General features: G+C 65.1%; 10 protein-coding genes and 1 riboswitch. Of the genes, 1 reads left to right on the forward strand and 9 read right to left on the reverse strand.

The window, feature by feature from the left end; genetic code table 11:
* The first annotated feature begins 32 nt into the window (after positions 1 to 32).
* Positions 33 to 548: a DNA-deoxyinosine glycosylase gene (locus C556_RS0108345; protein ID WP_018747786.1), complete on the forward strand. Its 516-nt coding sequence runs from the start codon at positions 33 to 35 to the stop codon at positions 546 to 548.
* Between the two features lie 113 nt (positions 549 to 661).
* Here the strand turns inward: C556_RS0108345 and C556_RS0108350 are convergent, their stop codons facing one another.
* From C556_RS0108350 to C556_RS0108390, 9 genes are all read right to left on the reverse strand, one after another.
* On the reverse strand, positions 662 to 1,666 hold the full coding sequence (locus C556_RS0108350; protein WP_026262922.1) for a sodium:calcium antiporter: 1,005 nt from the start codon (positions 1,664 to 1,666) through the stop codon (positions 662 to 664).
* A 99-nt stretch (positions 1,667 to 1,765) separates the two neighbouring features.
* A riboswitch (yybP-ykoY riboswitch) is annotated at positions 1,766 to 1,931 on the reverse strand.
* A gap of 186 nt (positions 1,932 to 2,117) precedes the next feature.
* A complete protein-coding gene (gene sucD, locus C556_RS0108355; protein WP_018747788.1) occupies positions 2,118 to 3,005 on the reverse strand; it encodes a succinate--CoA ligase subunit alpha in 888 nt (295 codons plus the stop codon).
* Positions 3,006 to 3,035: 30 nt separating this feature from the next.
* A complete protein-coding gene (gene sucC, locus C556_RS0108360) occupies positions 3,036 to 4,205 on the reverse strand; it encodes an ADP-forming succinate--CoA ligase subunit beta (protein ID WP_018747789.1) in 1,170 nt (389 codons plus the stop codon).
* A gap of 78 nt (positions 4,206 to 4,283) precedes the next feature.
* A complete protein-coding gene (gene lpdA / locus C556_RS0108365) occupies positions 4,284 to 5,717 on the reverse strand; it encodes a dihydrolipoyl dehydrogenase (protein ID WP_018747790.1) in 1,434 nt (477 codons plus the stop codon).
* 136 nt (positions 5,718 to 5,853) lie between these two features.
* Entirely contained in the window at positions 5,854 to 7,077 is a 1,224-nt protein-coding gene (gene odhB / locus C556_RS0108370) for a 2-oxoglutarate dehydrogenase complex dihydrolipoyllysine-residue succinyltransferase (RefSeq protein WP_018747791.1), read from the reverse strand.
* 66 nt (positions 7,078 to 7,143) lie between these two features.
* The gene (locus C556_RS0108375) at positions 7,144 to 9,963 is read right to left on the reverse strand and encodes a 2-oxoglutarate dehydrogenase E1 component (protein WP_018747792.1); all 2,820 of its coding nucleotides are present in this window, start codon (positions 9,961 to 9,963) and stop codon (positions 7,144 to 7,146) included.
* A 136-nt stretch (positions 9,964 to 10,099) separates the two neighbouring features.
* On the reverse strand, positions 10,100 to 11,380 hold the full coding sequence (gene gltA, locus C556_RS0108380; RefSeq protein WP_018747793.1) for a citrate synthase: 1,281 nt from the start codon (positions 11,378 to 11,380) through the stop codon (positions 10,100 to 10,102).
* Positions 11,381 to 11,426: 46 nt separating this feature from the next.
* Positions 11,427 to 11,672 (reverse strand): FAD assembly factor SdhE, encoded by a 246-nt coding sequence (locus tag C556_RS0108385; protein ID WP_018747794.1) that lies wholly within the window; start codon positions 11,670 to 11,672, stop codon positions 11,427 to 11,429.
* Positions 11,673 to 11,758: 86 nt separating this feature from the next.
* Positions 11,759 to 12,469, reverse strand: coding sequence for a succinate dehydrogenase iron-sulfur subunit (locus tag C556_RS0108390; RefSeq protein WP_018747795.1), 711 nt, complete (start codon positions 12,467 to 12,469; stop codon positions 11,759 to 11,761).
* Positions 12,470 to 12,481 lie beyond the last annotated feature (12 nt).

The raw sequence follows: 12,481 nt of genomic DNA on the forward strand, positions 1-12,481 counted from the left end.
GGGGCGGCCCGCGCCGGGCCGCCCTTTTTTGCATGCCGATTCCCGATCCGACACCGACCAAGCAGGGCTTGCCGCCCATCGTGGACCGCGAGGTCCGCGTGCTGGTGCTGGGCAGCCTGCCCGGCGATGCCTCGCTGTCGGCGCAGGCGTATTACGCCCATCCGCGCAACGCGTTCTGGCCGATCATGGCGGCGCTGCTGCAGGTCCGCTTCGATATCGACTGGCCGCAACGCTACGCCACACTGCTGGCCCACGGCGTCGGCCTGTGGGACGTGATCGGCCGCGCCGAGCGGCAAGGCAGCCTGGATACCCGCCTGCGGCGCATCGAAGCCAACAGCCTGCCCGCGCTGCTGGCCGACCTGCCGGCCTTGCGCGCGGTCGCGTTCAACGGCGCCACCGCCGCCCGCCTCGGCCTGCCGCAGATGCCGGCCGGCATCGCCAGCCTGATCCTGCCGTCCACCAGCCCGGCCCACACCCTCAAGCTGGTGGACAAGATCGAGGCCTGGCGCGCACTGGAGCCCTGGCTGGCTCCGCCCTCGGGGCGCTGAGGGCTGGCGACGTGATGCCGCACTCGACGCATCTGCCATGCTCCGAAGCCTCGACTTCCGGATAGCGCGCCCCAAGCAAAGGGGAATGGGCCCCTACCGCCGCCGCACCGGACTCACGACAGCGTGATCCCCAGGTAGATGGCATAGAGCACGCCGTTGGCAAGCAATGCCCAGATCGGCAGGCCCCCGGCACGGGAGTTCAGCCGCAACCAGGCGGCGGCGAGCAAGGTGATGACCACGCCGGTCAGAACCTCCACCCGCGGCTCCCAGGGCGTCAGCATGATGCCGATCGCCGGCAACAGCGTTCCCTGGAAGACCATTGCGCCGGTGATGTTCCCAAACGCCAGCGTGTCCTTGCCGCGTCGGATCCACAGGATGCTGTTCACCTTCTCGGGAAGCTCGGTGGCAATCGGGATGATCAGCAACGACAGCAGCAGCGCGGAGATACCAAGGATTTTCGACACCCCCTCCACGCCGTAGATGAACCCCTTTGCCCCGGCCACGAGCAAAGCTGTCGCACACACCAGTTGCAGCACGATGGTGCCGAGGTTCGTCGGCAGCCCGACCCGCGCCAGCATCATCTTGCCGGGCGCTTCGGTGCCGTGCCCTTCCGCCACCAGATGCCTGGACGCCCGGAATGTCATCACCACATAGCCGACGTAAATGGCGACCAGGCCGATGCTGAAGGCGGCACGGATGTACCAGGCGTGGTGAGGGACGAACATTGCCGCGGCAGCCAGGCCGAAAGCGATCAGGAAGAAGTTCATGTCGCGTCGAAAGCCGGTCCGCTCGGGGGAGATATGCCCGCCCAGCTTGCGCTGGCGCAGCGCCGCCAGCGTCATCAGGAACGTGGACAACGTGGCCAGCATGAGGGGCGCCCCGAGGATCGCGCCGACGCCGATTTCCTCGTTGACCGAGACGGCCGTCCCGGAGGTCAGCGCCAGCAACGGCACGCTGGTTTCGGGCAGCGCGGTCCCGACGGCGGCAAACAGCGAGCCGGTCACCCCCTCCGAGATCTTCAGGCGTTCGCCGAGATGCTCGAGCGCGTTGGTGAACAGCTCCGCCGCCGCCAGGATGACGACGAGCATGACGAGGAGTTCGAATACGAGTCCGGTCATGCCGCGTCCCCCGGGCAAGTGGAATGCAGCGGACGCGAGGCAAAGCTACAGGGAGGGCGAGACGGGAATTGATGCGAGGAATGCACGGGTTGCTCCATGGCCGGGCGTTGACGAACCAATGACGCACGCTCCCGCCCAGCCTTGGACAAAGCATGCGTCAATGGTCTCGCCAAACCCGAATGGGCCGAGCGTGTCATGGCCGAAGCCAAGTGTGTTGACACGCTCTCCTCTGGATAGAGGAAGGCTACTCCCCAGTGACAGGGGCTGATTGTAGCGATGCATCGGCACGAGACAAAGGAAATTCGCTCCAGCAATTGATGCCGCCCAAATGAAGCCGGTTCGAATCGCCGGCCGCGTCCTGCGAGGTTTTCGCTGCTACCGCTCGACACCCATGTATAGCCCATGAAAAAACGCCACCCGAAGGTGGCGTTTTCCTTGGCGCGAACGCCGCTTACTTGATCATGCCCTTGCTTTTCAGCAGTTCGAACATGGTCTTGCCGATTTCCGCCGGGCTGCGGGTGTAGGCGATGCCGGCCTTCTCGAAGGCCTTGAACTTCTCTTCGGCCGTGCCCTTGCCACCGGAGATGATGGCGCCGGCGTGGCCCATGCGCTTGCCCTTGGGCGCGGTCACCCCGGCGATGTAGCCCACCACCGGCTTCTTGACGTAGCTGCGCGCGAACTCGGCCGCTTCTTCCTCGGCGGTGCCGCCGATTTCGCCGATCATCACGATGGCGTCGGTATCGGGGTCGTCCTGGAACAGCTTCAGCGCGTCGATGTGGCTGGTGCCGGGGATCGGGTCGCCGCCGATGCCGATGCAGGTCGATTGGCCCAGGCCCAGCGCGGTGGTCTGCGCCACGGCTTCATAGGTCAGGGTGCCGGAACGCGACACGATGCCGATGCGGCCGGGGTTGTGGATGTGCCACGGCATGATGCCGATCTTGCACTCGCCCGGGGTGATCACGCCGGGGCAGTTCGGGCCGATCAGGCGGATGCCGGCTTCGTCCACGGCCTTCTTCACGTACAGCATGTCGATGGTCGGCACGCCTTCCGTGATGCAGACGATCAGCTTCACGCCGGAATCGATGGCTTCGAGGATCGAATCCTTGGCGAAGGCCGCGGGCACGTAAATCACCGAGGCATCGGCCTGGGTCTGGCGCACGGCATCCTTCATGGTGTTGAACACCGGCAGGCCCAGGTGCTCGGCACCGCCCTTGCCCGGGGTCACGCCGCCGACCACCTTGGTGCCGACCTTCAGCGCCTGTTCGGCGTGGAAGGTACCGTTCTTGCCGGTGAAACCTTGCACCAGCACTTTCGTATCTTTGTTGACGAGAACGCTCATTTCGAAATCCTTTTAACGCGTGCGCGTGAATTAGAGGGCAGCGACGGCTGCGACGATCTTCTCGGCCGCGTCGTTCAGGCCTTGGGCCGAAGTCAGCTTCAGGCCCGACTCGTCCAGGATCTTGGCACCCAGTTCGGCGTTGTTGCCTTCCAGGCGCACCACCACCGGCACGGTCACGTTCACTTCCTTGACGGCGGCGATGATGGCCTCGGCGATCATGTCGCAGCGCACGATGCCGCCGAAGATGTTGATCAGCACGCCCTTGACCGAGCTGTCGGCCAGGATCAGCTTGAAGGCCTCGATCACGCGCTCCTTGGTGGCGCCGCCGCCCACGTCCAGGAAGTTGGCGGGCTGGCCGCCCTTGAGCTTGATGATGTCCATGGTGGCCATCGCCAGGCCGGCGCCGTTCACCATGCAGCCGATGTTGCCTTCCAGGGCCACGTAGTTCAGGTCGAACTCGGACGCCTTCACTTCACGCTCGTTCTCCTGGCTCTTGTCGCGCTGGGCCAGCAGGTCCGGATGGCGGTACAGGGCGTTGGAATCCAGGTTGATCTTGCCGTCCACGCAGGCCAGCTGGCCGTTTTCGCGCAGCGCCAGCGGGTTCACTTCGAACAGGGCGAAGTCGTTCTCGACGAATGCCTTGTACGCGCCCAGCATCAGCTTCTCGAAGGTCTTGAGCTGGTCGCCGGTCAGGCCCAGGGCGAAGGCGGCGTCGCGCGCCTGGAACGGCTGCATGCCGACCAGCGGGTTCACTTCCACCTTGATGATCTTTTCCGGGGTTTCCTCGGCGACCTTCTCGATCTCGACGCCGCCTTCGGTCGACACCATGAACACGATGCGCTGGCTGCCGCGATCCACCACGGCGCCCAGGTACAGTTCGCGCTGCACCGGGTACATGTCCTCGCACACCAGCACCGAGTGCACCGGCTGGCCGGCCGCGTCGGTCTGGTAGGTGACCAGGTTGGTGCCGATCAGCGACTTGGCGACCTCGGCGGCCTCTTCGCGGCTCTTCACCACCTTCACGCCACCGGCCTTGCCGCGACCGCCGGCATGCACCTGGGCCTTGACCACGGCGAACTTGCCGCCCAGTTGGTCGTAGGCGGCGGCGGCTTCTTCGGCGCTGTTGGCCAGGATGCCGCGTTGTACCGGCAGGCCGTACTTGGCCAGCAGTTCCTTGGCTTGATACTCGTGCAGATTCATGGATGTTCCTTGGTGAGGAGTTGGGGGTAAGGCAAAGCGCGCGGACCACGGCCCGGCGCGCTCCGACGCCTCACGCCATTAAGAATGGAGACTGCGCTTGTCGACGCCCAGCGCCGCTTCGTGCAGCGATTCGGACAGCGACGGGTGCGCGTGGACGATGCGGGCGATGTCTTCGGACGATGCGTTGAATTCCATCGCCACCACCGCCTCGGCGATCAGTTCCGATGCGAACGGGCCGATGATGTGCACGCCCAGGATGCGGTCGGTCTTGGCGTCGGCCAGCATCTTGACGAAGCCGGCGACCTCGCCCAGACCCAGCGCGCGGCCGTTCGGGCCGAACGGGAACTGGCCCTTGCGGTACTCGACGCCTTCTTTCTTCAGTTGCTGTTCGGTCTTGCCTACCCAGGCCATTTCCGGGCTGGTGTAGATCACCCAGGGCACGGTGTTGAAGTCGAGGTGCGGATGCTGGCCGGCGATGCGCTCGGCCACCGCCACGCCCTCTTCCGACGCCTTGTGCGCCAGCATCGGGCCGCGCACCACGTCGCCCACCGCCCACAGGTTGGGCAGCGAGGTACGGCACTCGGCGTCGACCACCACGAAGCCGCGCTCGTCCAGCGGCAGGCCGACTTCGTCCGCGGCCAGTTGCCAAGTGTTGGGCTGGCGGCCGATGGCGACGATCAGCTTGTCGAAGGTTTCGGCGACTTCCTTGCCTTCGCTGTCGGCGTACGACACCTTGACGTTGTTCTTGCCGGCCTTGATCGAGGCGATCTTGATGCCGGTATTGATCTTCAGGCCCAGGTCCTTGGTGAAGATCTTCTGCGCTTCCTTGGCGATGGCTTCGTCGGCGGCCAGCAGGAAGCCGGGCGCGGCTTCCAGGATGGTCACGTCGGCGCCCAGGCGCTTCCAGACCGAACCCATTTCCAGGCCGATCACGCCGGCGCCGATCACGCCCAGCTTCTTCGGCACGTCGGGGATCGACAGCGCGCCCTCGTTGTCCAGCACCAGCTTGTTGTCGAACGGCAGGTCGGGCAGCGCGCGCGGCACCGAGCCAGTGGCCAGGATGACGTGGGTGGCCTCGACCGTTTCGGTCGAACCCGCGCCGGCCACTTCGATCTGCCAGCGGCCATCCTTGTGCGACAGCAGCTTGCCGTGGCCGAACAGGCTGGTCACCTTGTTCTTCTTGAACAGGAAGGCGATGCCGCCGGTGAGCTTGTCGACGATGCCGTCCTTGCGCTCCAGCATCTTCTTGATGTCGAATTTGGCGCCTTCCACGCTGATGCCGTGCGCGGCGAACTTGTGCTCGATGCGCTCCCAGTTCTCGGAGGATTCAAGCAGCGCCTTGGACGGGATGCAACCCACGTTGAGGCAGGTGCCGCCCAGGCTGGGCTTGCCTTCCTTGTTCTTGAATTCGTCGATGCAGGCGGTCTTGAAGCCGAGCTGCGCGGCGCGGATCGCCGCCACATAGCCGCCGGGGCCGGCACCGATGACGATGACGTCGAATTGTTGGGACATGGTCGAAAACCTGTGAGGTGTGAGGAGTTAGGTGTGAGGCGTTATCGCTGCACTCACACTATCCGGATTGATCGCAGGGGCTGGAGCAAAGAGCGGGTTCTACACCTCGCTCCTCACCCCTCACCCCTCACTTCGATTACAGATCCAGCAACAGGCGGGCCGGGTCTTCGATCGCTTCCTTGATCGCCACCAGCGACAGCACCGCTTCGCGGCCGTCGATGATGCGGTGGTCGTAGGACTGGGCCAGGTACATCATCGGGCGCACCACGATCTCGCCGTTCTCGACCACGGCGCGTTCCTTGGTGGCGTGCATGCCCAGGATCGCCGATTGCGGCGGGTTGATGATGGGGGTGGACATCATCGAGCCGAAGGTGCCGCCGTTGGAGATGGTGTAGGTGCCGCCGGTGAGTTCCTCGATGCCCAGTTTGCCTTCCTGCGCGCGCTTGCCGAAGTCGGCGATGGTCTTCTCGATGTCGGCCAGGCTCAGCTGGTCGGCATTGCGGATCACCGGCACCACCAGGCCGCGCGGGCTGCCCACGGCCACGCCGATGTCGAAGTAGCCGTGGTAGACGATGTCGTTGCCGTCCACCGAGGCGTTGACGATCGGGTACTTCTTCAGCGCGTGCACGGCGGCCTTCACGAAGAAGCCCATGAAGCCCAGCTTGACGCCGTGTTCCTTCTCGAAGCGGTCCTTGTACTTGTTGCGCAGGTCCATCAACGGCTTCATGTTGACTTCGTTGAAGGTGGTCAGGATGGCGTTGGTCTGTTGCGATTGCAGCAGGCGCTCGGCCACGCGCTGGCGCAGGCGGCTCATCGGCACGCGCTGCTCGGGGCGGCCGGCCGTATCGACCACCGGGGCCGGGGCGGCCTTGGCGCCGCCGGCGATGGCGTTCTGCACGTCTTCCTTCAGCACGCGGCCGCCACGGCCGCTGCCTTCCACCTTGCTGGTGTCGACGTTGTTGTCGGCGGCGAGCTTGCGCGCGGCCGGCAGCACGGCGGTGCCGAAGCCGACGGCGGACGCCTCGACACCGGCGGCCTTGGCCGCGGCCTCGACGCGCTGCGCTTCCTGCGACGGCGCGACGGGGGCCGGTGCGGCGGCGGCCGGCGCGGTGCCGGCCTTGGCGTCGGTGTCGATGGTGGCGATCACTTCATCGCTGACCACGCTGTCGCCTTCCTGCTTGAGGATGGACACCACCACGCCGGCCTGCGGCGCGGGGATTTCCAGCACGACCTTGTCGGTCTCGATGTCGATCAGGTTCTCGTCGCGGGCGATGGCTTCGCCCTCTTTCTTCTTCCAGCCCAGCAGCGTGGCTTCGGATACCGATTCGGGGAGTTGCGGGACTTTGATTTCGATGATCATTGGGAAAATCTCCAAGCGGTTCTTGCTGGCGACAAGACGCGGCGGGCACCCGCCCGCCGCGTTGGATTACAGGGTCATTGCCTCGTCGAGGAAGGCCTTGAGCTGCGCGGTGTGCTTGCTCATGTAGCCCACCGCCGGCGACGCGGACGATTGGCGTCCCGCGTACTTCAGGGTCTGCTTCGGACTGGTCACCCCTTCCAGGCGGTGACGGATCTGATGCCAGGCGCCCTGGTTGCGCGGTTCTTCCTGCACCCACATCACTTCGCGGGCGTTCGGATACTTGGCGATCTCGGCTTGCAGTTCTTCCGTCGGGAACGGATAGAGCTGCTCGATGCGCACGATGGCGATGTCCTTGATCTCGCGCTCGCGGCGGGCGTTGTCGAGGTCGTAGTAGACCTGGCCGGCGCACACCAGCACGCGCTTCACCTTCTTGGCATCCAGGCCGGCCGCGTCGCCGATCACGTTGCGGAATTCGCCGCTGACGAACTGCTCGATCGGGCTGGTGGAGACCTTCGCCTTCAGCAGGCGCTTGCTCATGATGATGATCAGCGGCTTGCGCACCGGACGCAGCATCTGGCGGCGCAGCACGTGGAAGATCTGGCTGGCCTCGGTCGGCTGCACCACCTGGACGTTGTGCTCGGCGCACAGTTGCAGGTAACGCTCGACGCGGGCGGACGAGTGCTCGGGGCCCATGCCGTCGTAGCCGTGCGGCAGCATCATGGTCAGGCCGCACAAGCGACCCCACTTGGTCTCGCCGGAGGTGATGAACTGGTCGATCACCACCTGGGCGCCGTTGGCGAAGTCGCCGAACTGCGCTTCCCAGATCACCAGTTCGTCCGGAGCCGACGAGGCGTAGCCGTATTCGAACGCCAGCACCGCTTCTTCGTTGAGGATCGAGTCGATCACCAGGAAGTGCGACTGGTTGTCGGAGATATGTTGCAGCGGGATATAGACGCCCTGGTCCCAGCGCTCGCGGTTCTGGTCGTGCAGCACGGCGTGGCGGTGGTTGAAGGTGCCGCGGCCGGAATCCTCGCCGGAGATGCGCACGGCGTAGCCTTCGGTCAGCAGCGTGGCGTAGGCCAGATGCTCGGCCATGCCCCAGTCGACGCCGACGTTGCCAGCGACCATTTCGCGACGCTCGCCGACCACCTTCTCCACCGTGTTGCGCAGCTTGAAGCCTTCCGGCACGGTGGTGAAGCGCTCGGCCAGGCGTTGCAGGTCGGCGTGGGCGACGCTGGTGGTCACCGGGTGACGCCAGTGGTTGCCCATGTACTTCGAGAAATCGATGGCGAAGTTGCGCTTGTAGTCGGTGAGCGTGGTCTGTTCCACGTGCTCGCCGCGATCGAGCGCCGCGCGGTAGGCCTGGATCATGCCGTCGGCTTCCTCGGCGGTGACCACGCCCTCGGCGATCAGGCGGTCGGCGTACTTCTTGCGCACGCCCGGATGCGCCGCGATCTTGCGGTACATCATCGGCTGGGTCACGTACGGATCGTCCGCCTCGTTGTGGCCGTGCTTGCGGAAACAGACGATGTCGACCACCACGTCCTTGCGGAAGCGCTTGCGGAATGCCAGCGATGCTTCGATGGCGAAGCACACGGCTTCGGGGTCGTCGCCGTTCACGTGGAAGATCGGCGCTTCGACCATCTTGGCGATGTCGGTGCAATACAGCGTGGAGCGGTTGTCGCGCGGGTCGGAGGTAGTGAAGCCGACCTGGTTGTTGATGACGATGTGCACCGTGCCGCCGGTGCCGTAGCCACGGGTCTGCGACAGGTTGAAGGTGCCCTGGTTGGTGCCCAGGCCGATGAAGGCGGAGTCGCCGTGCACCAGCACCGGCAGCACCTGCTCGCCAGCCTTGTCGCCGCGACGCTGCTGGCGCGCGCGCACCGAACCTTCGACCACCGGGTTGACGATCTCCAGGTGCGACGGGTTGAACGCCAGCGACAGGTGGATCGGGCCGCCCGGGGTGGGAATATCGGCGGAGAAGCCGTTGTGGTACTTCACGTCGCCCGACGGCAGATCGGTGGTCGGGCGGCCTTCGAATTCGCTGAACAGGTCGCGCGGCAGCTTGCCCAGGGTGTTGACCAGCACGTTGAGGCGGCCACGGTGGGCCATGCCGATCACCATTTCCTGCACGCCGTCACGGCCGGAACCCTGCACCAGGGTATCCATGGCCGCGATGAAGCTTTCGCCGCCTTCCAGCGAGAAGCGCTTCTGGCCGACGTACTTGCGGTGCAGATACTGCTCCATGGTCTCGGCGGCGGTCACCTGCTTGAGCATGCGCTTCTTCTGCTCGGCGCCGAACGACGGCGTGGACAGCGAGCTTTCGAAGTAGTCCTGGATCCACAGGCGCTGCTCGGTGTTGGTGATGTGCATGTACTCGACGCCGAAGTTGCCGCAGTACGTGCTGCGCAACCGGCCGATGATGTCGGACAGCGGGGCGTTTTCCGGGCCGGCGAGGTTGCCGCAGTTGAACTGCACCGCCATGTCGGCGTCGGACAGGTCGTACTGGGCGAGATCCAGTTCGGGCACCGGCGCCATGTCCATGCGCTTGAGCGGATCCAGATCGGCGGCGCGACTGCCCATCAGGCGATAGGCGTTGATCAGGCGCAGCACGCCCACCTGCTTGCGGCTGCTTTCGCGCTCGGCGGCCACATCGCGCACCGCGGTCAGGCGCGGCTGACGCGCCAGGCGCACGAACGATTCCTCGATCGGGGCGCGCGGCACGTCGCGGACGGCACCGCCGCCGGCCTGCTGCAACTTGTCGAAATAGTCGCGCCACTGCGCGGCGACCGACGCGGGGTCGGCCAGGTACTGTTCGTACAGTTCCTCGACGAACGGGGCGTTCCCACCGAACAGGTGGGAGTTCATTTCCAGTTCTTTCATCATGATGCGGGGCTTATCCTTCAGCCGGCCCGCCGGTCCGGCTGCAACCTGTCTTTGAGCAATCCCTGAGGTACTGCCGGGGCGGCATCGCCGCCCCGTGGTGCGCCACCGTACTTGGCGGTGGCGTCATCGATGCCGCTTAGCGGTCTTGAACCTTGATGTAGTCGCGACGTTGCGCGCCGGTGTAGAGCTGGCGCGGACGGCCGATCTTCATGCCGGGGTCGGAGATCATTTCGTTCCAGTGGCTGATCCAGCCCACGGTGCGGGCCAGCGCGAAGATCACGGTGAACATCGACACCGGGATGCCCAGCGCGGTCAGCACGATGCCGGAGTAGAAGTCCACGTTCGGGTACAGCTTGCGCTCGATGAAGTACGGGTCGTTCAGCGCGATCTCTTCCAGCTTCATGGCGAGCTGGAACTTCGGATCGTTGCGCAGGCCCAGTTCGTTCAGCACCTCGTCGCAGGTCTGCTTCATGATCTTGGCGCGCGGGTCGAAATTCTTGTACACGCGGTGGCCGAAGCCCATCAGCTTGTGGGTCTTGGCCTTCACGCCTTCCATGAACGCGGGCACGTTCTCGACCGAACCGATCTCGTCCAGCATCTTCAGCACGGCCTCGTTGGCGCCGCCGTGCGACGGGCCCCACAGGCAGGCGATGCCGGCGGCGATGCAGGCGAACGGGTTGGCGCCGGAGGAGCCGGCCAGGCGCACGGTCGAGGTGGAGGCGTTCTGCTCGTGGTCGGCATGCAGGGTGAAGATGCGATCCAGCGCGCGCACCAGCACCGGGTTCGGCTCGAACGGCTCGCACGGCGTGGCGAACATCATGTGCAGGAAGTTCGCGGTGTACGACAGGTCGTTGCGCGGGTAGTTGAACGGCAGGCCGTTGTTGTAGCGGTAGCACATGGCGGCGATCGTCGGGATCTTGGAGATCAGGCGATAGATCGCGACCTTGCGGTGCTCGCCGTCGGCGATGTCCAGGCTGTCCTGGTAGAACGCCGACAGCGCGCCGACCACGCCGACCATCATGGCCATCGGGTGGGCATCGCGGCGGAAGCCGTTGAAGAAGCGGGTGAGCTGGTCGTGCACCATGGTGTGCTTCATCACGGTGTGCTCGAAGGTGTCGCGCTGCTCGCGGGTCGGCAGTTCGCCGTATACCAGCAGGTAGCACACTTCGAGGTAGTCGGCGTGCTCGGCCAGTTGTTCGATCGGGTAACCGCGGTAGTAGAGCTGGCCTTCGTCGCCGTCGATGAAGGTGATCTTCGATTCGCAGGCGGAAGTGGCCAGGAAGCCCGGGTCGAAGGTGAACATGCCGGTCTTGGAGAAAGCGCGGATATCGACCACGCTGGGACCGAGCGTACCCGGCAGAACCGGCAGCTCGATGCTCTGGCCGCCGTCGTAAGTCAGGGTGACTTTGTTTTCCATCTATTGGGCTCCTGGGTAAATACTCCGGCCGCGGCCGAATATCGATTCATCGTTGGGCATCCCGAATCCGGGCGATCATGGGCGCCAGGCGGACATTCGGGCATTCGGACCGGCCGTTCAGGTAGTCGAGCAGGTCGTTGTCGGGCAGTTGCAGCAGTTCGCGATACAGCAGCAGATCCGCTTCGCTCAATTGGGGCAGCGCTTCGGCGACGAAACGCTCCAGTTGCAGATCGAGTTCCAGCAGCCCGCGGCGCGAGCGCCACACGATGCGTTTCAGTTCGATCTCGTCCAATTCACTTCACCTTGCGCCGCAGCGCGGTTCGTCCGCGGCCGCCACCGGGGCGGCCGATCGGGGCGGGTTCCGCCCGCCCCGGCCGATCAGGCCATGCGCTTGACCATCAGGTCCTTGATCTTGCCGATGGCCTTGGTGGGGTTCAGCTCCTTCGGGCACACGTCGACGCAGTTCATGATGGTGTGGCAGCGGAACAGCCGGTACGGGTCTTCCAGGTTGTCCAGCCGTTCGTTGGTGGCGGTGTCGCGGGTATCGGCGATGAAGCGGTACGCGGCGAGCAGGCCGGCCGGGCCGACGAACTTGTCCGGGTTCCACCAGAACGAAGGACAGGAGGTGGAGCAGCACGCGCAGAGGATGCACTCGTACAGGCCGTTCAGTTCCTCGCGGTCTTCCGGGCTTTGCAGGCGCTCGCGATCCGGCGCCGGAGTATCGTTCACCACGTAGGGCTTGATCGAGTGGTACTGCTTGAAGAACTGGGTCATGTCCACGATCAGGTCGCGGACCACCGGCAGGCCGGGCAGCGGGCGGATCTGGATCGGCTGCTTCAGGCTGTCGATGTCGGTGATGCACGCCAGGCCGTTGCGGCCATTGATGTTCATCGCGTCCGAACCGCAGACGCCTTCGCGGCAGGAGCGGCGGAACGACACCGAGTCGTCCACCACCTTGAGCTTGACCAGCGCGTCCAGCAGCTTGCGGTCGGACGAATCCAGTTCGACGGAGTAGTCCTTCATGTACGGCTTCGCGTCCTTCTCCGGGTCGAAGCGGTAGATGCTGAACTTGACGGTACGGGTAGTCATTGATGCATTCCC

The organism is Chitiniphilus shinanonensis DSM 23277 (assembly GCF_000374805.1).
In the GTDB taxonomy this organism is placed as follows: Bacteria; Pseudomonadota; Gammaproteobacteria; order Burkholderiales; family Chitinibacteraceae; genus Chitiniphilus; species Chitiniphilus shinanonensis.

Coding starts and splice junctions, on each gene's coding strand:
- C556_RS0108345 (WP_018747786.1), top strand. CDS start 33: ATGCCGATTCCCGATCCGACACCGACCAAGCAGGGCTTGCCGCCCATC.
- C556_RS0108350 (WP_026262922.1), bottom strand. CDS start 1,666: ATGACCGGACTCGTATTCGAACTCCTCGTCATGCTCGTCGTCATCCTG.
- sucD (WP_018747788.1), bottom strand. CDS start 3,005: ATGAGCGTTCTCGTCAACAAAGATACGAAAGTGCTGGTGCAAGGTTTC.
- sucC (WP_018747789.1), bottom strand. CDS start 4,205: ATGAATCTGCACGAGTATCAAGCCAAGGAACTGCTGGCCAAGTACGGC.
- lpdA (WP_018747790.1), bottom strand. CDS start 5,717: ATGTCCCAACAATTCGACGTCATCGTCATCGGTGCCGGCCCCGGCGGC.
- odhB (WP_018747791.1), bottom strand. CDS start 7,077: ATGATCATCGAAATCAAAGTCCCGCAACTCCCCGAATCGGTATCCGAA.
- C556_RS0108375 (WP_018747792.1), bottom strand. CDS start 9,963: ATGATGAAAGAACTGGAAATGAACTCCCACCTGTTCGGTGGGAACGCC.
- gltA (WP_018747793.1), bottom strand. CDS start 11,380: ATGGAAAACAAAGTCACCCTGACTTACGACGGCGGCCAGAGCATCGAG.
- C556_RS0108390 (WP_018747795.1), bottom strand. CDS start 12,469: ATGACTACCCGTACCGTCAAGTTCAGCATCTACCGCTTCGACCCGGAG.